Source organism: Shewanella nanhaiensis (assembly GCF_019457885.1).
GTDB classification, from domain to species: Bacteria; Pseudomonadota; Gammaproteobacteria; order Enterobacterales; family Shewanellaceae; genus Shewanella; species Shewanella nanhaiensis.
In genome coordinates this window covers 33,838-59,960 of the sequence record NZ_JAHZST010000022.1, presented here as the reverse complement: position 1 = coordinate 59,960, position 26,123 = coordinate 33,838, and the positions used below count along the sequence as shown (strand labels likewise).

The following is a 26,123-nucleotide window of genomic DNA, read 5'->3' as shown; positions in this document are numbered from 1 at the left end:
AAGTATTCTAATCATAAAACTTCCATGTTAGCCAAGCTCTTGCTGAATAGGCTCTTGGCATTTTCAATTTAAAGTAATAGCTTAAGGAGGTTAACTCAGGAGCAACTGGTTGTATATAATTTAAGCTGTAATTCTCAAAGCTTACAGAATCAATCAGGCTTTCTGCCTATCAGGTGGTGACCAAAAAATAGGACAGGTATAACCCTTTTAGATTATCACACTCTTTCAGATTAGCTTTTGTATGGACAAAGCTTTACTCAGCCTACTTATCTTTTGAGCTGTGAAACTCATAATGGGGCATTTCCGTGTTACCGATTTACTCAGATAAGTCAAAATCGAAGAGGAACATTAACAGGTGTAGATGTGGCTACGAGTTTTGGCTGCATGGAGGCTGCCGTAAAGCCACAGGGATATATTCACAGCGTCTCGCAGAAGTAACTACACATTCGTCGTTCTTTCACATCCATGTGATCACGACATTGGTGCATCCATGCACGGCACCCGCTGGAGGCGATAGATAACAATGAAGGTTCGACCTTCAAAAACAGCACCAAATATCAAACCAGCCAGAAGCTAAACAAGAAAATGTAATGAGCCTTCATTCGAAGGCTAGCTAACTTTGGGGCAAAAATCAGTTACGACCCCTACCAAATAAAGCTAAATCGAAGAGAAAAATAACCAAGTGCAGGTGCGGCAGTGACATGGATGTCACGGCCGAGACTATAGGGATATACTCGTGTCGTGTCACTGAAGTAGCTGCACATAAGCCTGCGGCAAGCAATAAACAACAATGAAGGTGAGGCCTTCAACAACCTAGCCCAATACCAAAGCAGTCAAATAAACCAGATCAGAAAATGTAATCAGCCTTCATTCGAAGGCTAGCTAACTTTGGGGCATTTCCGTGTTAGTGACTTACTCAAACAAGTCAAAGTCGAAGAGATAGATGAACAGGTGTAGATGCGGCTACGAGCTTCGACTTCAGGGTGAGGTATCGCGAAGTGATACTCTTCGAGCGAGAGGATGGGACGCCGAACTGGCTGTTTAACATGGACGTTATTTGAACGTCGTAGAGCATATAGGAATGTATTCACAGCGTCTCGCAGAAGAATTAATCTAGCCACCCATGACAAATCACTTCTAGCAAACTCGGCTTGTTCAACACTCGGGATAAGGACGCGGCTTCTCGCGGCCTATCCTATTTGTTAGCTGTGACTGTTCAATATTGCCCTTTTTGAAACGGTAAAATATAAAGGATCATTCCAGTTCTTATATTCACAAAGACACGTATAGACTAATTTAATAGCGTGCGAATCTTCTGACTTTAGTGCTTTTTCGATGATAGGCGAAAAATTAATGTTGTTTTCAACAGTTGTGATCTCTTTATCTTGATAACGAAGTCCTGTGCTTAAATACGCAACAACAATAGCCTTCCACAACTCTCTGAGAGCTGTTTGCTTATCTTCAAGGTAAGGTAAAACAATTGATAATGCGTGACACCCTGTTACGGTATGCAAAAGAGTGAAGTCGTCACTTAAGTAAAATGACTTTATCGTAAACTCTCTAAGTGTTGATATGTCAATAATATTCGGCTGAGTGACACTACCGTTACGTTTCAACAATATGCCGATTTCAGACATTCTATCTACTATAAGCCCTGGTGAAAATTTATGATTCTCACCTAATGGCGATAACTTAGTAAGTATACTTTCTAGACTTTCATTTGTAGTTTCTTCATTTAGTTCAAATGACTGATATTCTGCGCTCCAATATGCGAGGGCAATAGCCATTTCGCTTTGGCAATTAGCTTCTATTGCATAAGCTAACCTGATAAGTCCATGAAATGCTGAAGCAGCTACACCAGAGATTAATATAGGTAATGATTTTTTCAGTACAGCTTGTGTACCACATTGTTCTAACTCGCTTTTGAAATACGTTAAATAGGATCTAAAACTTTCACTATTGCCAAGGTTACTGTCAATACCATTTACCGAGATAACACTCTCTAAGCTTCCTATTTCCTCAAGCCCTTTTATGCTTTCATCGAATGTATGTTGCAATTTAATACTGGAGGCATTTAAAAGATCTAAAGCCGTTAATACCATAGGTAAATGTGTTGCTAGACCATCGCCATATAATGGATGATAGTGGCCTGATTTTTCTAATAATAGATCTAACAATTTTAATTCTTCCATGATATCCCTGTCTCCCCAAAAAGCCGACGAGCCTGTAGAATTACTCGTTATTGTTTAACACAATACGACGATATCGAAGTTTCTATGGCTATTCAATTTTTCACGTATTGGTGAAGATTTCGTTTAGATTAGCTGAACTTCTTTATAGGTTTTTGATACCGCAAAGCACTATATCGTACAAGCCATCATAAAATCATGAAGAGACTTATCAGGAATTAATTACTGTATAAAAACCTAAGCAAATAGCCTTAGTGAAAACCCTACCTGTCTGCTGGATGATTAACCCCATCATTGGTGACTACATCACCTAAGTCAAAAGGATTTACACCTTCTAAACAACCTATATTAAAGCCATATTCCTGCGGATTAGAGCGGCGCTGGTGATGAGTATAGATCCCGCAATTTGAGCAAAAATAATGTTTTGCAGTCCCTGTATTGAATTGGTACAACTTAAGAAACTCCTCGCCTTTCACGATACGGATATCATCAAGATTAACGGAGCCGACAATGGCGCCTTTTCTACGGCAAATTGAGCAATTACAACGCCTAGGGTTCACTATGCCTTGAGGTAGTGATAGCTCCAGCTCAACAGCGCCACAATGACAACTTGCCCTGTGCTTCACTTGGATCCGCGTTTCTCCAACTTGCTTTAACATATTTCCCCTTAATGGCATTGATAAAGCCTAAGGATAAGTAACCTGAAATGTCACACAAAAGCAAACTTGCAGGCCAGCCCCCTACAAACAAATGCTCAATTAGTCTCATAAGATTAAAAGCTCAAAAAGCACTATTACTTCACAATTTTAATAAAATCATCCTCTGAGTAGGCATCTATTCTCTTCGCTATTTAAGGTTATTCATTTAGTATTCGCCACCCTAAATTTTCTTGGTAAAAGCCTTGTCACTCGCTCTTCACGTCACAGCACCTTCAACTGCGTTATATACAGATCTATCGGGCTATTATGATCTCATGTGTGCAGATATCGATTACAAGGCCCAGAGTGACCATATTCGTAGGCTCAATCGACTATTTGGTAATGGCGCTAGTACTCATCTGGATCTTGCATGTGGCACAGGCCCCCATATTCGCCACTTTATCGACTATGGCTTCCAAAGCTGCGGTTTAGATATCAATCAACCTATGCTCGACTTAGCACAAGTTCGCTGCCCGGAGGCTGAGTTTACTCTGCAGGATATGTGCAGCTTTAGGGTGAATGATCCGGTCGATCTGATCACCTGCTTTCTCTACTCTATCCATTACAACGATGGGATCAGTAAGCTCAAGCAGTGTCTCTCTAGCGTCTATCACGCGCTCAGCGAGGGTGGGATATTTTGCTTTAATGCGGTAGAGAAAACCAAGATAGATAACCGCGCCTTTGTCAGACACAGCACTGAGTTTAACGACAGTCAGTTTACCTTCAGCTCAGGTTGGAATTACAGTGGCGCTGGTGAACGCCAATCACTGAAGCTCTGTATCGAGAAGAGTAACGAGCAAGAGAGTCAAGTCTGGCAAGATGAACACCCTATGGTTGCCGTGAGCTTTGATGAGCTCAAGCAGCTACTATTACCTGATTTTGAGGTGCATATCTTTGAGCATGACTACGGCAAGATAACTCCACTAGAGCCAACGTCTGGCAACGCCATATTTGTCTGCGTAAAACGATAACAATTTATAAAAATATACCAATAAAAAGGCCAGCTAATTAGCTGGCCTTCTTCTCTACTTCTTGTCTTTGATATGAGTCATCATACGCTTACGGCGACGCTCTTGGCTCACGGTTAGCTTCTTGGTGTTCATCCCTTCAAATGGGTTGTCGCCATCTTGGAAACGAACCTGGATCGGAGTTCCCATCACTTTCAATGAACGACGGTAGTAGTTCATCATAAAGCGCTTGTATGAATCAGGTAGCTTCTTAACTTGGTTACCGTGAACAACCACGATAGGCGGGTTATATCCACCGGCGTGAGCATATTTAAGCTTAACACGACGGCCATTAACCATAGGTGGCTGATGATCGTCCTGAGCCATCTGCATAATACGCGTCAACATCGAAGTGCTCACACGACGGGTTGCACTCTCATAAGCTTCCTGTACAGACTCAAAAAGATGTCCAACACCAGTACCGTGAAGTGCTGAGATAAAGTGAATACGGGCAAAGTCGATAAAGCCAAGACGACGGTCAAGCTCGCTCTTTACTCTGTCTTTAATATCCTGATCGATGCCATCCCACTTGTTAACAGCGATCACAAGTGCACGTCCCGCATTAAGCGCAAAGCCTAACAGACCAAGATCTTGCTCGGCGATACCTTCGCGGGCATCAACGATCAATAACACGACGTTACAATCTTCAACCGCTTTCAAGGTCTTAATGACTGAGAATTTCTCAACGGTTTCATTAACTTTACTACGACGACGCACACCAGCGGTGTCGATAAGCACGTATTCACGGCCATCTCGCTCCATCGGGATATAGATACTGTCACGGGTTGTGCCTGGCGCATCATAAACCACCACACGCTCTTCGCCTAAGATACGGTTAGTTAGCGTCGACTTACCTACGTTTGGCTTACCAATAACGGCAAGTTTGATCGGTAAATCTTGAAGGCGAGTCTGCTCAGCTTCCGCTTCCTCTTCGGTGTACTCACGCTCCTCTTTCTCCTCTTCATCATCACCGTCACGGTTCAGACCCAGAGCTTCAGCGTAAGGTGCTAAGGCGTATTCAATCATGTTGGTCACACCACGGCCCTGTGCTGCAGCCATCTGATAGACCTCACCCAGACCTAATGCCCAAAACTCGGCACAAGCAGAATCAGCATCGATACCATCAACCTTGTTTGCTACAACAAAGGTGGTTTTTTCACGGCGTCTTAGGTGCTCAGAGATAGCTTGATCAGCTGCGGTTAAGCCAGCTCTTGCATCTGTTAAAAATAGCACCACATCTGCTTCTTCAATCGCAGCCATAGACTGCTCAGCCATGTGGGTTTCAATCCCCTCTTCAGTGCCATCAATACCGCCAGTATCGACAACAATGAACTCATAGCCTGATAAGTGAGCACGACCATATTTACGATCCCGAGTCAGCCCAGGATAGTCGGCCACCAAAGCGTCACGCGTTCGCGTAAGGCGGTTAAACAGGGTCGACTTTCCGACATTGGGACGACCAACAAGGGCCACTACTGGAATCATTTTTATGCCTCTATCTACAAATTCTTTTAAAATATAAAAAACGAAAAAACTTAAGTTCAGTAAACAAAAAGCCCCCGGAACACGCTTCCAGGGGCTTATTATCGTTTAAACAATAATTTATGGGAGCGTTATTCTAGCAACTTTACCATTTCGGGTTTGAACGTATATGTTATCACCTACAACCAGAGGTTGGCTAAATAAGCCTGAACTGTCGACCTCTACACGGCCAACAATATTACCATTACTCTTGTCGATAAAGTGAAGGTACCCTTCAAAATCACCCACAACGATGTAGTCTTTAAACACGGCTGCAGAGGTCAAGTCACGATTTGCCAGCTCAGTATTGCTCCAGTTCTCCAGACCATTACGTCTATCTACTGCGTAGATGCGACTATGATCATCAACCAAAAACAGGTTAACACCCGAATCGGCTAACTCATGGAAACTTGAATATTTACGGGTCCAGACAACGCGACCCGATCTCAGCTCCATCGATACAAGATTACCGTTAAAACTCACTGCGTATAGGTTTTCACCAATAATGAGCGGCATCATATCGACATCGGCCATACGGGTAAACTCATTACCGCCTTTTGGCGTATAAATCGCTTGCTCCCATGCAGCCTGACCATTGTTCTTAATCACAACGGCTATTTTACCATCGGCGGTTCCCACAAAGAAACCACCCGCTTCATAGTTTGCAGAGCCTGTACCGCGTAAGGTTAATGTTGGCAGCTTTGACTCATAGATCCACTGCTGCTCACCATCTTCAACACTGTATGCCTCGAACGTTCCAGCACTGGTATTGACCACAACAATATCTTCGGCAACGGTTGGCGCAGATAAAAGCTCACCACCAGTAACAACCGACCATTCAGTTTCACCGGTTTCAGCATCGAGTGCACCAAGTAGACCACTTTCACCACCGATAAAGACCTTGTCTCGAGCGGCGGTAACGCCAGCTGCAAGTTTAGCCCCTTTATTTTTGGCTAAGATATTATCTTTAAAAGCTGAGCTGAAGTCTCTCTCCCACGCTCTTTCACCAGTGGCTTCATCAAATGCAACCACCTGACCGTAACGATCGGCAACATACAGTTTGTCATATCGTGCAGCTGGGCGTAGGCGGGAGTAATAAGGCCCCACACCATTACCAACCGAAGCACTCCAGCTTACTGTTGGAAAGACACTTGCCTCAATTTCAGGCAAAGGGCTCACCGGCTCCTCTTCTACGTCACTGGATGAACAGGCTGATAACAGACCTAAGCTCAATCCACATGCGAGCAATGTTTTGCACCAAGACTTCATGGCAGCTTCCTTATGCCTTGTTCAAATTATCTAGCTTCATCTGTAGCGCAGGACTAGCCGTTGCTCCACCGTTATCTACGGCAGCTTGATACGCAGCTTTCGCTTGCTCAGCGTCGCCTTTGCGCACTAAGAAGTCGCCTTTAAGCTCATCTCTTTGTGCTGTAAATGCAGGATCTGATACTTGCTCTAACGTGGTAATTGCAGTGGCAATCTGGCCTTGCTCAGCTTGAACACGAGCCAAACGGATAGTGGCAACCATCACTAAGCTAGTATCCGCAGCCGATGCAATCACACTTTTCAATGTAGTTTCGGCTTTTTCTAGATCGCCTGACTCAACTGCCGCTTTAGCAACAATAAGTGATAACAGAGACTGATAACCTTTTTGGCTGTGCTCTTTAGCAAAGGTCTCTGCTGCAGCTAACATGCCCGCTTCATCTAAAGCTGGAGCGCTCATAGCTTGAAAAGCTTCTGAAGCTGATTCAGCCTGAGTGATCTTATGTTCTGAGTAGTAGTTCCAACCAAAAAGGCCGCCTAAACCGACTACTGCACCAACGACAATCGAAGTTCCATAATCTTTCCAGAACTGTTTGATAGCATCTACTTGTTGTTCTTCTGTGCTATAAATTTCCACGCAATCTTCCTCTTAAATCTGCTTGGCGATATAAGTTGCTAATCCATCACGTGCAACTAATTCTTGTTCTTTTTTCTCGCGGAGATACTTGACTGCAACTTGGTTATTGGCAAGTTCATCTTCACCTATAACCAGTGCGATCTGGGCACCACTTTTATCCGCGCGCTTCATCTGTTTCTTGAAGTTACCGCCGCCACAATGACTCATAACCCTAAGGTTAGGCAACTCACTTCTTAAGGCTTGAGCAATTTTTATCGCTTCAATCTTACTTGTATCGCCCATCGCAGTCACATAAACATCGACAGTTGAAGGGATATCACTGGTTAACTCTAATGTTTCAAGCAGTAAAACGATACGCTCTAATCCCATAGCAAAACCAACAGCAGGTGTATCTTTACCACCAAGTTGCTCGACTAATCCATCATAGCGTCCACCTGCAAGTACGGTTCCTTGTGAACCTAAACTTGAGGTAACCCACTCAAAAACAGTACGATTATAGTAATCTAAACCACGCACTAAGCGAGGGTTGATGACGTATTGGATACCAACAGCGTCTAAGAGTTCACATAAATGTGAAAAATGTGCTCGTGACTCTTCACCAAGGAAGTCCATCAACTCAGGCGCATCGACCAATAACGCCTGAACTTCAGGGTTCTTAGTGTCTAAAACACGCAGTGGGTTGGTGTACATGCGACGTTGGCTCTCTTCATCAAGCTGCTCTTTAAACTGCTCTAAGAACTCGATAAGGGCTCTGCGGTATGTGGCCCGCTCAGCTGGGTCACCTAAGGTGTTCAACTCAAGTGTGACATGCTCTTTAATGCCAAGTTTTTCCCATAAACGAGCAGAAAGCATCAAAACTTCGGCGTCGACGTCGGCAGTGCCGATGCCATAAACTTCAACACCAAACTGATTAAATTGACGGTAGCGGCCTTTCTGCGGGCGCTCGTGTCTAAACATAGGGCCCATATACCAAAGACGTTGCTCTTGGTTATAGAGCAAACCATGCTCATTACCGGCACGTACCGTTGACGCTGTTCCCTCTGGGCGAAGTGTTAAGCTGTCACCGTTACGGTCATCAAAGGTGTACATCTCTTTTTCTACGATATCAGTGACTTCACCGATTGAGCGTTTAAAAAGGTCGGTACTCTCAACGATTGGTGTACGGATCTCGCTGTAACCGTAGGCGGCAACAGTCTCTCTTAATACAGTTTCTAGTTTTTGCCATAGAGGACTTTGGGTAGGCAGAATATCATTCATTCCGCGTATTGCTTGGATCTGTTTTGCCACGGTATAGACTCGTCCGATTTAACTTTTAAATTTAACAGCGCGGTGCAGTATATCTCTATACCTAAGCGACCTCAAGGCGCTCTTTATCGAGCGCGAGTAGGATAGCTAAACAGGCTGTGATTAACTCACAAAAAACGCCGAGACAGAGCTCAGCGTTAGTGAATAACTCGTTGCTTACTTATTTAGATCTTGTACCGGAATACGTCCATTGATGATTGAGGCTTTAGCCCTTATTTTAGCTTCGAGAGAATCGACGATATTATCGTTATCGAAACGCTCTTTTTGTCTTACGCCATCATCAAAATAACCGCTCTTACGATTGCCTCCAGTCAAGCCAATATCTGAAACTAAGGCTTCACCTGGGCCATTAACGACACAACCTATGATAGAGACATCCATAGGTGTGATCACATCTTCGAGACGACGCTCAAGCTCATTAACGGTGTTGATAACATCAAACTCTTGGCGAGAGCATGATGGACAGGCGATAAAGTTAATCCCGCGAGAACGGATCCGCAGCGATTTAAGGATATCAAAGCCCACTTTAATCTCTTCAACAGGATCTGCGGCCAATGAAATACGCAAGGTATCACCAATGCCTTCAGCCAGCAGCATCCCAAGTCCTACGGAAGATTTAACTGAGCCTGAACGTAAACCACCCGCTTCGGTTATGCCTAAATGCAGTGGCTGCACTATCTGTTTTGCCAGCAAACGATATGCTTCAACGGCAAGGAAGACATCAGATGCTTTAACGCTCACTTTAAACTGATCGAAGTTGAGTCTATCTAGGATATCCACATGACGCATCGCAGATTCAAGCAGCGCCTCTGGCGTAGGCTCTTTGTACTTATCCATCAGATCTTTTTCTAAAGAGCCACCGTTAATACCAATTCGAATTGGGATATTCTTATCACGGGCACACTCAACCACACTTTTAATGCGAGACTCATTGCCAATGTTACCTGGGTTAATTCGCAGGCAGTCTACGCCATATTCAGCCACTTTAAGTGCAATACGGTAATCAAAATGAATATCGGCGATCAGAGGAATATTGGTCTGCTGCTTAATCAGTTTAAACGCTTCAGCGGCGTCCATCGTCGGCACAGAGACACGTACAATATCCGCACCTACGTTTTCCAATGCACGAATTTGAGCAACAGTGGCATCAACATCAGTCGTTAAGGTGTTGGTCATCGATTGGACTGCAATTGGTGCACCATCTCCAATAGGAACGTCACCTACATAGATACGGGTTGAAGCACGTCTTTTAATCGGGTTTTCGTTGTACATCTTGTTTACTCTATATGTCTGTTACTTGCTGATGCCGTGTTAACACAGCATCATTATATCTTGATTCAGGCTTGGAGTCTTATTCGGCAAAAGGCAGGCTAAATCTAGCAACGCGCCCATTAGCATAATCGGCTAAACTGATACTCTCTTCGTTTAGCTTGATTGTCACAGCTTGAGGCGCACCTAAGGTCAGTTTAAAAGGTTCACGTCCCTTAACTTCAAGTAAGCTGCCCGCTTTCTTCAGATCATTAATGAGTACTTTGCCATCAGCATCTTTGACGTTGATCCAGCAGTCAGCCACTAAGCTCAAGCTTAATTTTGATACACCTAAGTTGTCGACAGAGTGGAGCTCTTGTGCAATCTCGCTTTGCGCTGGTGTAGGCGCTTGGTCACTGGTGACCACAGTCACTCCCAAATCACTGCTTTCATCGTTAGCAGTTTCAGGGGATAAATCATCAATATCGTTGCTGTGCACAACACCGCTATCAATCGCTGAGTTATCGGCACTTAGTTGGGTGTCAGAGCTCTCTATTCCAGAGTCGCGCTCTAGCGTCGGATCGGGTAAGGCTTTTGTCGAAAACGGCTCCTGTATTGATTCGGCCATCTCCTCCATCGTAGGTTTTGAAAAATCGACACTGGCTTGAGTATCAGATTTTTGCACCCACCATAAAACCAGTAGAGCTAATAGAATAAAGGCGATCAGATAGGTGACAAACATCAGGCGTCCATCACGAGCTTGACGTGTTGTTTTACGGGAGAAGCTTTGCATCTCAGGCGCACTGGCCTTGGGGAGTTGAATGTCGAGGCAGGCTTGTATCGCTTGCGCGTCCGCCTGAACGATACGGGCATAGTTTTTCACATACCCTTTTACATAGATGGCTGAGGCGATTTCGCCGAAATTATCCGCTTCTATGTCTTCGACGATACAAGGTCGCAAATGCAACTGCCCCGCAATATCGCCAATACTCGCCCCTTGCTCTTCACGGGCGGCTTTTAACAGGGATCCGAGCGTCATCTGTTCGGATATGTCAGGGGTCTCATTACTGTCTGCTGCATCCTTGAGCATATCGACTTTCTTATTTGTCATCAGTGCATACTGGCTCGATATCGCTTAGCCTCAATAGATGAGGGAAACTTAGCTAAAAGTAATATGCCAAACTCTCTGGCAGCCTCTTCATCGTTTAAGCCCCGCTCAATCTCCACCCCTAAGGTCAAACTTTCGGCAGATTGGGCGATGACACGATGGTAGCGTGCAAGTTGCGCACGCGCATCGAGATAGTTATGTTCCTCAATCTCGATCTCAGTTAATTCAAGTAGAGTGCTTCCACTTCTGGGATTGTATCTCAGTGCGGTACTGAAGTATTTACGCGCTTTTTCTATCTCTCCAGCCTTACGACTACAGATCCCTAAATTTTCATAACTGTCCCCTGAACGAGTATAATTGGGCATTTTAACCGCTCTAAGGAACATCTTCTCAGACTCTTTGTACTTCTCTTGTTGACAGAGAAACACACCGAAATTGTTTAGCCCATCGCCACTGGCATCTCTAGCATTAATAGCTTTACGGTAAGAGTCTTCGGCATTTTCAAGCTCACCCACAGTTTGATAGTAGTAAGCCATTGATATATGTACATCTTGAATATTCGGTGCAAAATCAACAGCTTTGTCTAAATTGTACTTAGCTTGCTGGCTGTTACCTTTACGCAAGTAAGTTAACCCGAGCTGCGCACGCTTCTGTGCGGCCAAGACATTGTCGAACTCCCTCTCTGTCACAGGAACGTCGGTTCCGCTATAGGTACTTTGTGACACGCAGGCACTTAACATACTCGAAAGAAGTATGGTAAGTGCGATTTTTTGGGGCAGTCCGTGCTTCATTGACAAGCCTATCTATCTACAATTTACAATGAGTTAGTTTATTGTGACCGATATTTGGCTATCTTGCATGCGTTTTTTCGCTAAACGTTTAGTTCTGTCTCTGATATCACCGGCTAACTGGCCACAAGCGGCATCAATATCGTCACCACGGGTCTTACGAACGATCACTGTTAGACCGTACTCCATCAATACTTTGGAGAAACGATCGATGCGAGAGTTAGAGGAGCGACCATAAGGTGAACCAGGATAAGGATTAAACGGAATAAGGTTAATCTTACAGGGGGTATCTTTCATTAACTTAGCTAATTCATGAGCTTGGTCTGTGCTGTCATTGATATGGTCTAACATGACATACTCAACAGTTACACGTCCTCGATTAGCGTTCGACTTAGCGATGTAACGACGGATCCCACCTAAAAACTCCTCTAAAGGATACTTTTTATTAACTGGAACCAACACATCACGCAATTCGTCATTAGGAGCATGAATGCTCACCGCCAAAGCAACATCCAAGGCATCACCTAACTTATCCAACGCTGGTACAACCCCTGAAGTTGATACCGTCACTCGACGCTTAGAGAGACTGAAACCAAAATCATCTAACATGATGTCCATTGCAGGGATCACGTTCTTTAGGTTCAGTAGTGGCTCACCCATCCCCATCATAACGACGTTAGTAATAGGACGCTCGCCTGTCTCTTTCACAAAACCGATAAAGTCCGCCACACGCCACACTTGACCAATAATTTCAGACACCGTTAAGTTACGGTTAAAGCCCTGCTGAGCAGTCGAGCAGAAGGTGCACTCTAAAGCACAACCCACTTGTGACGACACGCACAAGGTTGCTCTATCATCTTCAGGGATATAAACGGTTTCAACTTCCTGACCTTGGCCGACATTAATAGCAAACTTAATGGTGCCATCTTCAGACTTTTGAAAACTAGAGATTTGTGGCGCAACAATCTCACAGCGGGCGTTAAGCTTCGCACGCAGCGCTTTGTTAATATTGTTCATCTCGTCAAAGTCACTGACGCCAAAATGATAAATCCACTTCATCAATTGATCGGCACGAAACGGCTTCTCACCCATTTCAGTGAACAATGCTCTTAACCCTTTACGGTCAAGATCCAATAAATTGATTTTCTTTTCACTCATTTTGACTAACCTCAACACCTAATACACGCCACAGGGCGGCGAATTATACAGAGATACCCCAATTTTAGCTAGCAGTGATAGCACTGGCCATTAGAACCACACCTAAGATACTCCCTTTCTCAGCTCTTATCTCATAAAATATGTTTAATGCGGCATATATAGGAAAGCGGAATGTTTTAATGTTAGAATTAATGTGGACTAATATTGGTCAGCAAATTATAAACCTCTAAATGATCACCCTCATCGTTATAGTATGTGTTGCGATTGGCGTTTCTTTCCTTTGCAGCGTGTTCGAAGCCGTTTTACTCTCTGTCACTCCAAGCTATATTGCAAACTTGGCCCACACTAACCCTAGTGCGGCAGACCGTCTTAGTAAGCAGAAAGACAATGTAGAGTCACCTCTGGTCTCTATCCTAACCTTAAACACCATAGCTCACACTGTGGGTGCAGCCGTTGCTGGTGCACAAGCCGCTAAAGTATTCGGTGATGAGATGTTAGGTGTTTTCTCTGGTATCTTAACCTTCCTTATCCTGTTTTTCTCAGAGATTATCCCTAAGACCATAGGTGCAAACTACTGGCGTACTCTCGCGCCATCAGTGTCTGTAGCTCTACTATGGATGGAGAGGATTATGTACCCTCTGATCTGGATGTCTCAGCAAGTGACACAGCTTTTAGGCAAAGGCGATGAAGGTCAATATATTCGTCAAGAGATGAGTGCCATGGCTAAAATTGGCCAGGAATCTGGGGAGCTTGATGAGCAAGAGTCAAAGATTTTGACTCAGATGCTATCGGTAAAAGAGATGCCCGTCAGTGCGATCATGACGCCAAGAACGGTTATGTTTAGCTTGCCCTCCTCAATGACCCAAGAGGAGTTTGCCAAGAAGCACAAAACATCGCCCTTCTCGCGCATTCCGATCTTCAATGACGATCCTGATGATGTCATTGGTTATATCAACCGCAACGATATCTTGCTATCAGAGCGTAAAACGCCTCAAGCCAGCATAGGTGAGCTAAAGCGAAATCTGGTTGTAATACCGGAAACCGCTAAAATTCTTCCTCTGTTTCAGCTGTTGATTAAGCGTAATACCAAAATCGCTATGGTCGTGAATGAATACGGTACTGGTGAAGGTATCGTCTCGTTAGAAGATATTATCGAGTCTTTATTAGGCTTGGAGATTGTCGATAGTAACGACCCTGTCACTGATATGCAGCAACTTGCACGTAAGCAGTGGGAAAAGCGCATGACCGACAAAGGGATCACCTTCTCCGATGATGGTGAGTTTGACTCCTATGTCGAAACGCCAAAATCAGGCTCATAACGGCTAATGCTCCATCAGTATAAACTGATGGCTAAAAGGGAAACTTGAGTTTCCCTTTTTTGTTTTCTAAACCTCCCAAACGACCCCAAGATACTAATACCAATCAGTATAAGAAGTTGATCTACTCAGAGTGTCTTTTGGCAAACTAATTCAAGGCGAATGGATGATGGAATGGTTGTTCCCTTGTGAGTTCATTCAACGCAGAAGTAAGCAGCCAAAAACACTCATTACAGGCGAGTTTTAGCGGTGCTGATGCTGTGTTAACGATCTTAACCGTAGAATAACTATGCTCTTCACTCGTCGCAAACCACATGGATGTGGTGAATGTCATTAATGCAGGAGCAATTAAAGACCTTGCCTCAGGACCGCTAAACTCTCGCTGAGCGATCAAATCTTTATACTGATTGGTATAATGCCTGCGCCTTGAAGTGGCTTAGGTATCGGGTGTACAATCCTCTCCCGATTGACCTAAGAGCCAGACTTTATGCCCATCCGCTATACCCTCAAACTTGCCCATATCAACGATACCCACTCTCACTTTGACAGTAGTAGTGTGAGATTCAATTATGAAGATGAGGGAAAAAGCTACGACATTTATACCCATAGTGGCGGATATGCTAGGCTCAATTACCAGATCAACACAGCAAGAGCGCAGGCTCAAACCTCTAAGCAAGCCTTTCTGTTTCTCCACGGCGGTGACAGTTTTCAGGGATCTCTTTACTTCAATCAGTTTAAGGGCGCTGCTAACGCTCATCTCCTTAATCTATTAAAACCTGATGCCATGGTAATAGGCAATCATGAGGTCGATGCTGGAAGTGCGCCCATTCTCGCTTTCCTAGATAGTATTCAGTTCCCTCTGCTCGCAGGAAATATGGATTTAAGCCAAGAGTGCACAACAAAAAGCAGTGTCCTAAAGGGCCATAAAAACCTCTACGAATACCATCATGAAAAAGGCATAGCTAAAGTCGTTTTCAAGCCACTTCAAGATAAAAAGCTGGCTATTATCGGCATCACCTTAGATCAGATGGCAGAGATTGCTCGCCCCGATCCCGATACCCATTTTATCGATGCGATTGAAACGACTCGAAATACAGTTAACGCACTGAAGGCCGAAGGCATAGATCATATCTTAGTGCTAAGTCATCTCGGGTTTGATCAAGACAAGGTATTAGCCGAGGCTGTCGATGGGATAAGCCTGATTGTTGGTGGGCACTCACATACGCTTCAGGGAGAGTTTAAAGAGTTTGGACTCAGCTCAACGCCCTACGGAGTGAGTGTCAACAACACCCCCATATTACATGCAGGGAAACACGCCGAGACAATTGGCCTTGCAGATATCGAGTTTGATGAAGTTGGTATGGTAACCAGCCTCAAAGGCCACAACCTCTTTATGTTAGACAGCCAGTTCATTCTCGAATCTAAGCATGATATCTCTCAAGGTGAATACGATAGGGTTTATGCTCACCTAAAACAGCACCCAGGAATTACTTGGGATGATGAGGACTGTTCGGTTACCCAAGTTATTAATACTCAATATAAACCGGCTATCACGGCCCTTGAGCAGACCGTTTTAGGTTTTGTACCAAAAAATTTAGTACACACTCGCTTACCCAGTAAAGCACTGCCTCATGGTAGTGAAATCGCCCCTCTGGTCTGTAAGAGCATCTTTCATGAATCTAAACATCAACTCCCGAGAGTCGACTTTGCACTTCATAATGCTGGTGGTGTCAGGCAATCACTCAATAAAGGTGAGGTCACCCTAGCATACGTTGTTGGGCGCTTATTGCCATTCGACCTGCCATTAGTTCACTATGAGATACAAGGTACCTATCTGTTTGCCGCCATCGAATCAGCCATAAACTCAGCCACCAACAATAGCGTCACAGGCACTGGTGCAGGCAGCTTTCCCTACACTTATGGTCTTAAATATTGTTACGATGGCCGTAAAGCGTTAGGCGAAAGGGTTCTCTCCCTCGAGGTGTTAGCTGAGGATGGTCTCACTTGGCTCGTTGTCGATAAAGAGACATATTATTTTGGCGTGTCTTCCGCCTATACCGTATCTGGTAAGGAGGGTTATGGCCCTCTGCTGCAAGCTAAAACCCAAAAGCCGATAAACGAGCTTACGCTTCCCCTCGCCTTCACTCGTTATATGGAGCGACAACAAGGCAACTTAGAGGATGAGATAGCGCCTCAAGTGCATTACACCAGCCACTTGTGATCTTTATTAATAATAGAAGTGGTAGCCATTACAAAATTTGTTGTGATCACAGCAGCTTCTTCATCAGGTACCCCATGATCACACGACCACGTTTCTCTTGATAGCTTCGATGGCACAACTTAAAGCCTTGTGATAGAAACAGGGCTTTGGAGAGGCTGGAGGCATCGACCGTCAACTCTCGATAGCCTTGTTCTACGACCCACTGCTCAAGAGTTTGATACAAGGTTTTAGCAATCCCCTTCCCCTGATAGGCTGGATGAACATATAAGCTATCGATATAGCCTTGAGTATAAAACCCTGTCTCAATATTGATAAATCCACAGCACTTAGGTTGACCATCTATGAGCATGCTCTCATCAATCATAAGCCAGGCTTTTGAGCGACTCATTCGCTTATGCCAGTGGTAGGCCGATCTCGGCTTTGAGGACCAAGCTGATTTATCCTCAAATGAATAATGTACCTCATCGATAGCATGAATGGCATCGTGAAAAAGTTGGCTCACGCTAGTTGCGTAGCCTGCTTGGTAGGCAATGACTGAAAACATGGATCGCTGGCACATGAAAAAGAGATGGTATTAGTTTGCATGAATAATGGAAGATAAACAAAAATGGTGGCGATAACCTGAGCTATCGAGCCACCATTTTCAACAAGCTTTCAACTAAATCGGCATCCGAATTGGTTGAGTCATCATTACTTCTTATCGATGCGGCCAACAAATAGCAGTTCATCAAAAGTACGGTTTAAGGTTTTGCTAGTGAAATCATTCATCCACATCTGCTCTTGAACAACAACCTTGTCACCTTTACTGATCTCAACTTGTGGACCTGCCGCCCAAAATGTCTTATCAGACTCTTTAATCTGCACGTAGGTGTAACCACCGCCATTCATGGTATCTAGCACGGTACCTTCATGTACAATCCCTTGAGCCCATGCACTAGAGATCCCTAACGTTAATGTTGCTACAGCAAGCAATTTTACAAGTTTAGCTATCATTATCTGTTCCCTTTCTTTCCACAGTCATTGATATGATGAAAATCATTAAAGCACGCAGTAATGAATAAATCTCTATTAAAGAAATCAAATACAGAAGCAATGCCCATCTTTTAGATCAAGATCATAAAACCGAAGTCAGAAATCAATTTCTTGGAACTTTAGCTAAGAGAGGTTGCAGCATCCCTTCGAGTCCATTGAGCTTAATCTCATACATTAACGCCAACTGCTCACCCAACTTTCCCTCAGGGAAGCCTTTAGAGTGAAACCAAACTAAATAAGGTTCAGGCAGCTCGAGTAACTTACGACCTGCATACTTACCAAAAGGCATCTTCTGATTAATCGCCTCTAGCAATATCTGTTCATTCATATACTCACTTCCAATTACCACTTCAGTGCATTTTGAGTAGTTTAACTTAACAGGAACACAGCTAAAACTGCTCACAGAGGTTAAATCTAGTAAAAAAGTACTATATTCTTTTCTTATACTTACAACCTATTTAATTTCATTTAGAACTATAAAGTTCATCGGCACTCCTATTGAATGCTCTGTTTATCTCCGCTTTACTTTTCAACAGTTCAACAAATCCCCTCATCTTACTGATAACATTACATTAACTGAAGTCCCCCCCTTTTACTTCACCGACGTCAAAAAGGTGTCAAAAACACTGTTTTGTCAATTTTACGACGTGAGCCAAAAACAAAAAAAACGTCAAAAATCAGGTAATTGACCAGCATATAATTGTTCTCTAAATTGGTATTTAAGCAAAGAGATAGATATTGATTAACACATGCTATTTACGTGAGGGGAACAGAGATGATCATCTTAGTCGGAGGTGAAAAGGGGGGCAGTGGCAAAAGTTGCATAGCCCAAAATATAGCCGTATTTCTAACAGCAGAGTGTAATGCATCCGTCATTATGGTCGACTGCGATCCTCAAAGGACCACATCAGATTGGATCCAAGCTAGAAATAATAACCCAGAACTCGCCAGCATTAACTGCGTACAACTCTATGGAAAAATCCGTAATGATCTTCTCAGTCTAGAGCAGCATTATGATTTTGTTATTGTCGATTGTGGCGGACAAGATAACTTAGCACTCAGAGCCAGTATGTCTGTCGCCTCTCATGTATTAATGCCGCTCAGGCCTAAACGTCGAGATCTAAAAACAGTCAACCACATGGATGATATTGTTGCCACATGCATGATGATTAATCCAAAAATGAAAGCATCATTCGTGATCACCCAATGCCCTAGTTTACCAAGTCAGGCCAATCGCATCCTTGAAGCAAAAGAGGTCTGTAGAACTTACGATATTAATGTACTTGATGCCATCAACTACAGTCGCAATATCTTCGATGACAGTGAAGAGTCTGGTTTATCAGTCATAGAGATAGAACCAAAGGGCAAAGCAGCAAAAGAGATGAGAAGCATAGCTTGTGAAATGTTAGAAGCTGCAGATGCGACAGAGATAAGAAATCGGATCGCCGCAGCTAAAATGAACAATACTAGAGGTGACTATGGGACTAGCAGATCTCAAGAAAAGCTCTACGCAGTCTAATCGCGGACAAGCTCATGTAAGTCCGCATCAAGAGGTCAACATTGAGGACTTTATTGATGAAGCGACACATTACGCTGCTGGGTTTAAAAATACAGACCAAGGCATGGCAGAGGTGATCACCCTAGCCTCAATTGTTAACCAGCAACCTCAGCAGGCTACCAATAAGATAAAGGCTCAATCAGCAAAAGCAGTCACACAGATACGTAAAGGCAATGAGCCCTATCGCAAAGCCACATTCACGCTAAGCGAGTCCGCCATTTCACATTTAGCTGAATTAGCCAGTGGGTGTGACGTTGCAAAATCTAAACTAATCCGTTTTTTAATCGAGCACCATTTTTCGCTTACTGATGATGAAAGAAAAATAAAAGAGCGTTCAATTATTGTAGATTAACCCCCATTTCTCCCACCCTTTGACTGGCAGAGAAGCAGTTTCATCGTTAAGTTCCTTTATGCTGCCAGTTCTTTTTTTCCTCCATAAGAGGAACAAATCTCACATCTTCGTATGACTGGCAGACCATTTTGAAATATTACCTATACAAATGTGCAACATAATAGTATTAATATAATCTTACGGGGTGGTAAAATGGAGTAATATCACGTGCCTAAGATGTTAAATAATTTTTTTATCTTTGTGTCATTTCTTTACATCTTGGAGAGTCATGCGCAATTTTCACTCGAACAGATCCCCGAAATAGAGAATAAGAAAGCGATCACTTTAGTCGCAGAAACTGGATTTTGGACAGTACATTTAAAGGAGAAGATGCTCCCTAAATTTACGGCTCAAACAGGTATTGAAGTTAATGTCATCACCACCTCTTTGGACAAGATGTATACACTTCAAACTGAGTCTTTAATCCAAGGAGCAGGCAAGTATGACCTGCTAACCATGGAAGCGGGTTGGGCAAAAGAGTGGGCATCGAAAGGATTAACAGTGCCTCTATCGGAACTTGCATCCCTCTATGATCCCAGTGGCGAAAGAGGCATAAACAGCTATCTTGAACCATATTACTCATCACTACTCAATATCCTCTCCTACCAAGGTGAGATCCATGCCATCCCCTATAACAACTATGTGATGGGCAACCATTACAGGGCCGATCTATTTGAGCATCCTAAAGAGAAATTTAATTTCCAAGCTAAGTATGGCTATACTCTAGCTCCTCCCAGTAGCATTCAGGAGTTAAAAGATATCAGCGCTTTTTTCACTAGAGAAGCAGGTGAAAAGCTAGGCAGTAACATACTAAAGAAACCCTTTTATGGCTTGGCATTAATGTCAGGAAACCGTCCCCATATTAACGATGAATTCTCCTCCATCCTATGGAGCCTCAATGGTTACTGGATGAAACCAGAATACAATAGCAAAGAGAAGATAAAGCTCTTCCAGCTCCCCCGAGAGAATACTACACTTATTCGCACCGCTAACATTTACCAAGATCTAATGCGGTATGCTTTCCCGGCCCATGATCAGTTTGCCTTTAAAGAAGCTGCAAACACATTAGCCAATGGTGACGTTGCCATGTGGCCTTTCGCTTATAACAATCTTTGGAGCGCCTCTTTTAAAGTTGAGTCAAATATACAAGGAGCCAAACTCGGCATTGCACAAGTCCCTGGAGGCAAGCCCTACAATGGCGCCTATGCCTTTGCTGTCGCCTATGATAGCGTCAATCCCCAAGCTGCTTATTGGTTACTGAAATATATGGGATCCTTTGAAGCGCAATATGCCTATGCGCTTGGCGGAGGCAATCCTTGCCGAATTGATGTTGCAACCGCACCAGAGTTCCAGACAGAAAAATTACGACACATAGGCGGCGCGTTTAACGTCAGCCATAAAGCGAATATCGATTGGTCAGACGAGGTCCTTAAATTGGGCCACTTCACCAGCACTGCAATGGGAGATATCTATCCGGAATTGGCAAAAAGTTGCTTTAAGCTCTCTAACAGTAATGAGGATATAAAATCTGTAACCTCTCAGTTGATTAACAAGATTGAGCAGATCCAAAATCGCTCCGGTGAAGTACCAGTGGTAAGAAGATGAAACTAAAAAAGCCCTTAAGCAGCTTAAAAGAAAAGTTAAGATTACTTATATACATAATCATTATACTTACGTTAACGATTGGGCTTACGTCGATTGGCCTATCTCAGGAACTGCAGCGTAAGCTAGACCACTTAATCAATCAAGACGTGAGTAAAATAATGTATGCGCTTAAGCTGTCTAACAACAGTCAGGAGTTGCAGCTCACCACTGTCAGGCTCTCATCATTTAGCACAAACAGTGAGCGTACAGAACTACTCAATGTACTAGTGGAACAGTGGAGTGCACTTGAGAGAGGCTTGCTCTCGCTTATCGAACTTGAGGCTGACCAATCTCAGCTTGCGCAACTCAACGCTCACTTAAGTAGAATACAGTTAGCAGCTAAGCAGATCCCACTTTTAGCTCAAGTCACAGAGAGTGCCCAAGAAGCAGAGACACAAGCCAGTCGACTTAAGCTTAATATGGGACTCATCGAAAAAGGCTTCTCACGGGCAGTTTCAAATGAGCTCACTAAATTAGATCAAAAAGCCGACGGATATTTAAATCAAAAAAACTATCCCCAACTTCAAAAAGCGATTGATGAACATAGAGAGCTCACTGACTTTTTACACTTAGGTATGCAGGTATTTAGACTTGCAGCCGAAGTGGATGATAATGCTGATAATAAAACGAACAATCAGTTGCAACGAGAGGCAATGCGACACTTTTTGGCATTAAAGCAGCACCCGAGTTCATCTAAGATTGCAGCTCAATTAAAAGAGGACTGGTTATCACAAATACACCCAAATCTAATCGGTTCATCAAACCTGTTTATTTCAAGCAGAGACTCAGTAAACAGTGGCCGAATCGCGAACACTCACCTTGAAGTGCAAGCCGATGCAGCTCATCAGATCGCACTCTTCTCCTCAAAACTGGTGGAGCAAGTAAAAAAACAGGTCGACATTGAAGGGCAACATCTAAAAGATGACAGTAACTCCTTTGTATGGCTTATCTTCTTTGCCGGAGTGCTATACACATTCTTCATCTGGCTAACCAACTGGCACTTTATCTCTAAAGGGATAATACAGCCCGTTATCGCTACCAGCAATGCGATGCAAGCCATCGCCAATGAGAAACAGAACACGCCATTGCCTCAGGCTGATAACTTAGAGCTCCAGCAGATGGTGAGCTCACTGGAAACATTGAAAAGCTACGCAGCCCAGGTCAAGTCTATCTCTGAAATTGATGGATTAACTGGCGCATATAACCGTAGGTTTTTCGATCACAAGCTAAAGCATGAATTAAAATCAACCACCAAATTTAACCAACCTATCTCTGTCATATTGTTCGATGTCGATAATTTTAAACAATTTAATGATAGGTATGGTCACGTTATCGGAGATCAATGTCTTAAACGTATCTCCTACGCGTTAAAAACCTTACCAGAGATGCAAGATAAAATATTTGCACGTTACGGTGGTGAAGAGTTTATTGTTTTCTTAACCGCAACCAATAATCAAACTGCCAGTGATATCGCAGAGATAATGCGGGAAGAGGTCATCAAGCTTGCCATTCCTCATGCAGACTCTCTGCATGATGAGCTCACCACCATCAGTATAGGCGTCACCACCTCAAACTCAGAGCCATGTATCACAGCCGAAACCTTAATCCATCAGGCGGATATTGCACTTTACCAAGCCAAAGCATCGGGCAAGAACTGTATTGTCTCTAACCTTGAGTTTAAAACGGTAAACAATTTACGCTAAACTTGAATTACCGCTTAATCGACCCTATCTCATTTACATTAGTTATTGTGAATGGATAAAACTTCTATGCTGGCAATCGTTATTGTTTCACTATTGGCACTCTTCTCTATCTTCTGGATAGCTTCGCGCTCATGGCGAGTCGCTAGACATAGAGAAAGCGTCGCAGCTACGCCCTTCCCAGCTAGCTGGCGAATGATTCTTAAGCAACGTATGCCCTACTTCCGCTCTCTGCCAGCAGATCTTCAACTACAACTGAAAGATTTGATACAAGTTTTCATCGATGAAAAGGAGTTTGTCGGCTGTGACGGTATTGTGATTGATGATGAGATCCGTGTCACTATAGCTGCACAAGCTTGTTTATTACTGCTTAATCGCAAAACCGACTTTTACCCAAAACTGAAACAGATCTTAGTATACCCCTCTGTTTTTATCGTGAAGAATCATGAACTCCGTAGCGGTGGAGTCGTAGGAGATAAGAAAAGGCTACTCTCTGGGGAGTCTTGGGAAAATGGCAAAGTCGTGCTGTCATGGCAAACAACTCAAGATGATGCAGCAGCCCCTCGCGATGGCAGTAATGTGGTGATACACGAATTTGCCCATCAACTAGATCAAGAGGATGGTAACGCAAACGGTGCACCGATTTTAAGCTCCTTAGATGATTACTCAAGCTGGTCAGAAGTCCTAAGCAGAGAGTTTGAGCGACTTCAATATCAAGCTGAGCAAAATACCCCCTCCATTTTTAGCTACTATGGTGCCACTAATCCAGCTGAGTTTTTTGCGGTCATTACAGAGGTTTTCTTCGAGCAACCTCAGGAGTTCTACCAATCTCATCGAGAGCTCTATACAGAACTAAGTCATTTCTTTAAGCTAGATCCCATAAATTGGCATTAACGTCATAAACTCAAATACAATTGTCTAAAATAACAATAATAGGGGCGCCTTGATGAGATTTACCGCTAAACATTCACCTCAAACGTTACTGCTTAGAGCAGTATTTCTATTCGTCACCTCACTGAGTACAGTGGCAATGGCTGGCGTTGAAGTGGTTAGCTCTGTCACTTCTCCCAAAGACATGACTGCCCATAAGGTATCAGCAGAGGCCGCATTGGTATTAGATAGCTTACATAAAGCAGCCAGTGAAGCTGACTGGAATCGTTATTTCTCGCTTTACCTGCCCGATGCTATCTTCATCGGCACCGATGCCAATGAGCACTGGACAATGGAGGAGTTTCAGCAATACGCTCGCCCAACTCAAGGCTGGACCTACACGCTCAAAAGTAGAAAGTTAAACACGATGCAAAAGCTGAATAAGGTCATTGTATTTGATGAGCTTCTAGACAGCCAATCCTACGGTGTAAGCCGAGGAACAGGCACTTTGGTTTTAACAGATATGGGCTGGAAAGTGGCTCAGTATCACCTCAGTTTCCCAATACCTAATGAGATAGCAAAAGAGATAACAGCCACTATCAAGTTACAGTGAGACTAAGTTTACAAACAAAACCATCAATGCCCTAAAGCGGCAGTAAGGCATAGATTAGCAAGATTAGAGAAGTGGGTGAAATTATCAAATTCTGATTGACCTAAGCTTCGTGCTGAACTGGCTCTGTCAGCATAGATCATTCCAATCACCTTCTTCTCAACGATTAATGGGGCCAGCATAAAGCCCTTTGATGAGACTTTACTCTTAAGATCATCATCCATATAGAGTCGCCATTTAGCAGAATCAGGCTCATCAACAAACATGGGCTGCTTCAACTCAATACTTTCGCTAAATAGGCATTTTTTCTGTTCAAGAGAGATGATGAACTCATTTTTCATCTGCTCTTCCCCCTCACCAAGTACAACTCGGGGCTGTAACTGCTTACGATTAGGCGACAACAGCAACACGCCACAACGGTCAACGCCCACTCCTAAGAGTATTCCCTCCAAAGTAATGGTGATCACTTTATTAAAGTCTGCTTTAGTTACTGCACAATCTGTTAATGCTCGCAATTTTTTCAATTGTTCAGCCATGTTAGGTACTCGAAGCGCAGGTTTTTCTATTTCAACCTCAAGGTCTTTGGTCAATAATTTAGGGTTGGGGAGATACTCAAGCAGTACTTTAGCACCATAGGCTTCAGCAAGCTTTTTCGTTGCCTTACTGCAACGGATCATGCGCCCTTTAAGCTCATCCACCTCTATATCTAACATGGTCGCTGTTTGTTGTAACCTATGCTGTAACTCGCTGGGTGATGGAGTAGACTGAGAGAGTATTTCACAAATTTCATTGGCTAGAAAAATACTGCGGATCTCAGGCGTCCTCGCATCTGGACTACTAAGGGCTTTTTGTAACACTTCGCCTAACCCCCAGGCTCTAGCAATGCCTTGTGAGAGCATATTAAAGGAGGTGCCTAGGTTTTCACGTATTACAGCCTTCTCCTCTTTGGCATCGCTACATTCAGAGATAGAGCTATCGAGCGCTACTGCTTCTTCACTACCTGTACTCCAAAAAGCACTCTCCCCCAGATGATAGAGTAAAGAGGCGATGAACACCTCCTCCTGTAACTCCTCTTCGTGCTCCCTAAGCATCATCTTAGCTAACATTGCAGCTTGAAAAGCACGAGCCATCAACTTTAGTAGTCGTTGATATACATTAGGCGTTAACCCCTCTGACTCTAATAAGCTACTTAGCAACTTAGCCGTAATGCAAATACTACGAATATTGTCGAAACCAAGCATCACAGTCGCCCTACTCACTGTGGTGATCTGACTGTTACCTTTGCTGTAGGTCGCACTATTAGCAACTCTAAGTATTCGAGAGGTCAATGCGTTATCATGCATGACACTCTTTCCTAAGATACTTAATGAAGACACATCATCTTTCTCCAGCTTCTCCAAGGTTTTAACCGTAGAACACAGTGCTGGCATCTCTTGATCGCTAATCCGTTTAGTCCAATAATCGATTCCTTTCGATTTAGGGTGAGATAAAGTTTGGCTGGTCGATTTCAAATTATTCTCTGACAGGTAAAAGCAAGCTTGAGTAAATTGATTTAAGTATAGGTATAAAAACACATTACACTAGAGATACATACCTATTTGCTAAACATATCTTAAATCTTTAAGATAAAAAAAAGCGACTCACAAGGAGTCGCCAACACAAGCAAACATTGTCGTAGCAATGGTGCAGAGTTGAAAGGAAAGAAAAGCCCGCACAGCACGTAGGAATACCGCGCGGGAACAACCGCTGAAATTCAGCAAATTGAAACAAGTACCATCAAGTCCATCTTGCAAACTGGCTTGACAAAAAGTATGGAATTTAATTAAAGCGCATCATTAGGCGGCATTTGACTCGCTATC

At 43.6% G+C, this 26,123-nt stretch carries 23 protein-coding genes; 9 read left to right on the top strand and 14 right to left on the bottom strand.

Annotation, left to right across the window (positions count from 1 at the left end):
- Positions 1–1,202: 1,202 nt before the first annotated feature.
- Together K0625_RS21695 and K0625_RS21690 are read right to left on the bottom strand one after the other, a co-directional pair.
- Positions 1,203–2,192, bottom strand: coding sequence for a questin oxidase family protein (locus K0625_RS21695; RefSeq protein WP_220111544.1), 990 nt, complete (start codon positions 2,190–2,192; stop codon positions 1,203–1,205).
- Positions 2,193–2,452: 260 nt separating this feature from the next.
- Positions 2,453–2,848, bottom strand: a complete 396-nt coding sequence (locus tag K0625_RS21690; protein WP_220111543.1) for a GFA family protein — start codon at positions 2,846–2,848, stop codon at positions 2,453–2,455.
- Between the two features lie 314 nt (positions 2,849–3,162).
- Between K0625_RS21690 and K0625_RS21685 the strand changes: the two genes are divergently transcribed.
- Entirely contained in the window at positions 3,163–3,858 is a 696-nt protein-coding gene (locus K0625_RS21685) for a class I SAM-dependent DNA methyltransferase (RefSeq protein ID WP_220111549.1), read from the top strand.
- A gap of 54 nt (positions 3,859–3,912) precedes the next feature.
- Here the strand turns inward: K0625_RS21685 and der are convergent, their stop codons facing one another.
- The 8 genes from der to rlmN form a co-directional block, all read right to left on the bottom strand.
- A complete protein-coding gene (gene der, locus K0625_RS21680; RefSeq protein ID WP_012324182.1) occupies positions 3,913–5,379 on the bottom strand; it encodes a ribosome biogenesis GTPase Der in 1,467 nt (488 codons plus the stop codon).
- Between the two features lie 117 nt (positions 5,380–5,496).
- Positions 5,497–6,684, bottom strand: coding sequence for an outer membrane protein assembly factor BamB (gene bamB, locus K0625_RS21675; RefSeq protein ID WP_220111542.1), 1,188 nt, complete (start codon positions 6,682–6,684; stop codon positions 5,497–5,499).
- Between the two features lie 10 nt (positions 6,685–6,694).
- Positions 6,695–7,315, bottom strand: coding sequence for a tetratricopeptide repeat protein (locus K0625_RS21670; protein ID WP_012324180.1), 621 nt, complete (start codon positions 7,313–7,315; stop codon positions 6,695–6,697).
- Positions 7,316–7,327: 12 nt separating this feature from the next.
- A complete protein-coding gene (gene hisS, locus K0625_RS21665; protein ID WP_220111541.1) occupies positions 7,328–8,602 on the bottom strand; it encodes a histidine--tRNA ligase in 1,275 nt (424 codons plus the stop codon).
- Between the two features lie 174 nt (positions 8,603–8,776).
- On the bottom strand, positions 8,777–9,892 hold the full coding sequence (ispG, locus tag K0625_RS21660; protein ID WP_012324178.1) for a flavodoxin-dependent (E)-4-hydroxy-3-methylbut-2-enyl-diphosphate synthase: 1,116 nt from the start codon (positions 9,890–9,892) through the stop codon (positions 8,777–8,779).
- Positions 9,893–9,971: 79 nt separating this feature from the next.
- A complete protein-coding gene (locus K0625_RS21655; protein ID WP_220111540.1) occupies positions 9,972–10,979 on the bottom strand; it encodes a RodZ domain-containing protein in 1,008 nt (335 codons plus the stop codon).
- The gene (gene pilW, locus K0625_RS21650) at positions 10,979–11,767 is read right to left on the bottom strand and encodes a type IV pilus biogenesis/stability protein PilW (protein WP_220111539.1); all 789 of its coding nucleotides are present in this window, start codon (positions 11,765–11,767) and stop codon (positions 10,979–10,981) included. The genes K0625_RS21655 and pilW overlap by 1 nt, the downstream gene beginning before the upstream one ends.
- A 33-nt stretch (positions 11,768–11,800) precedes the next feature.
- Positions 11,801–12,922, bottom strand: coding sequence for a dual-specificity RNA methyltransferase RlmN (rlmN, locus tag K0625_RS21645; RefSeq protein ID WP_220111538.1), 1,122 nt, complete (start codon positions 12,920–12,922; stop codon positions 11,801–11,803).
- Positions 12,923–13,152: 230 nt separating this feature from the next.
- Here rlmN and K0625_RS21640 point away from each other — a divergent pair, with 230 nt between their 5' ends.
- Both K0625_RS21640 and K0625_RS21635 read left to right on the top strand, forming a co-directional pair.
- Entirely contained in the window at positions 13,153–14,241 is a 1,089-nt protein-coding gene (locus tag K0625_RS21640) for a CNNM domain-containing protein (protein ID WP_220111537.1), read from the top strand.
- A 484-nt stretch (positions 14,242–14,725) separates the two neighbouring features.
- Complete coding sequence (locus tag K0625_RS21635; RefSeq protein WP_220111536.1) at positions 14,726–16,459, top strand: bifunctional metallophosphatase/5'-nucleotidase; 1,734 nt, start codon at positions 14,726–14,728, stop codon at positions 16,457–16,459.
- Between the two features lie 46 nt (positions 16,460–16,505).
- Here the strand turns inward: K0625_RS21635 and K0625_RS21630 are convergent, their stop codons facing one another.
- The 3 genes from K0625_RS21630 to K0625_RS21620 all read right to left on the bottom strand — a co-directional run bounded on the left by K0625_RS21630 (position 16,506) and on the right by K0625_RS21620 (position 17,819).
- Positions 16,506–17,003 carry a GNAT family N-acetyltransferase gene (locus tag K0625_RS21630; RefSeq protein ID WP_220111535.1) on the bottom strand — a complete coding sequence of 166 codons (498 nt, stop codon included), beginning with the start codon at positions 17,001–17,003 and terminating at the stop codon, positions 16,506–16,508.
- A 146-nt stretch (positions 17,004–17,149) separates the two neighbouring features.
- Positions 17,150–17,452 carry an NrfJ gene (locus K0625_RS21625; RefSeq protein ID WP_220111534.1) on the bottom strand — a complete coding sequence of 101 codons (303 nt, stop codon included), beginning with the start codon at positions 17,450–17,452 and terminating at the stop codon, positions 17,150–17,152.
- A 142-nt stretch (positions 17,453–17,594) separates the two neighbouring features.
- Positions 17,595–17,819 carry a DUF3820 family protein gene (locus K0625_RS21620; protein WP_012324170.1) on the bottom strand — a complete coding sequence of 75 codons (225 nt, stop codon included), beginning with the start codon at positions 17,817–17,819 and terminating at the stop codon, positions 17,595–17,597.
- A 447-nt stretch (positions 17,820–18,266) separates the two neighbouring features.
- Here K0625_RS21620 and K0625_RS21615 point away from each other — a divergent pair, with 447 nt between their 5' ends.
- From K0625_RS21615 to K0625_RS21590, 6 genes are all read left to right on the top strand, one after another.
- Positions 18,267–19,010 carry an AAA family ATPase gene (locus tag K0625_RS21615; protein ID WP_012324169.1) on the top strand — a complete coding sequence of 248 codons (744 nt, stop codon included), beginning with the start codon at positions 18,267–18,269 and terminating at the stop codon, positions 19,008–19,010.
- The gene (locus K0625_RS21610) at positions 18,970–19,401 is read left to right on the top strand and encodes a CopG family transcriptional regulator (protein ID WP_220111533.1); all 432 of its coding nucleotides are present in this window, start codon (positions 18,970–18,972) and stop codon (positions 19,399–19,401) included. The genes K0625_RS21615 and K0625_RS21610 overlap by 41 nt, the downstream gene beginning before the upstream one ends.
- 216 nt (positions 19,402–19,617) lie before the next feature.
- Positions 19,618–21,045, top strand: coding sequence for an extracellular solute-binding protein (locus K0625_RS21605; RefSeq protein ID WP_232847233.1), 1,428 nt, complete (start codon positions 19,618–19,620; stop codon positions 21,043–21,045).
- A complete protein-coding gene (locus K0625_RS21600) occupies positions 21,042–22,787 on the top strand; it encodes a GGDEF domain-containing protein (RefSeq protein ID WP_220111532.1) in 1,746 nt (581 codons plus the stop codon). Before K0625_RS21605 ends, K0625_RS21600 begins: the two co-directional genes overlap by 4 nt.
- Positions 22,788–22,853: 66 nt before the next feature.
- Positions 22,854–23,678: a M90 family metallopeptidase gene (locus K0625_RS21595; RefSeq protein ID WP_220111531.1), complete on the top strand. Its 825-nt coding sequence runs from the start codon at positions 22,854–22,856 to the stop codon at positions 23,676–23,678.
- Between the two features lie 52 nt (positions 23,679–23,730).
- A complete protein-coding gene (locus tag K0625_RS21590; RefSeq protein WP_232847232.1) occupies positions 23,731–24,267 on the top strand; it encodes a nuclear transport factor 2 family protein in 537 nt (178 codons plus the stop codon).
- A gap of 23 nt (positions 24,268–24,290) precedes the next feature.
- Here K0625_RS21590 and K0625_RS21585 read toward each other — a convergent pair whose 3' ends face one another.
- Positions 24,291–25,694 carry an HDOD domain-containing protein gene (locus K0625_RS21585; RefSeq protein ID WP_232847235.1) on the bottom strand — a complete coding sequence of 468 codons (1,404 nt, stop codon included), beginning with the start codon at positions 25,692–25,694 and terminating at the stop codon, positions 24,291–24,293.
- Positions 25,695–26,123: the final 429 nt, after the last annotated feature.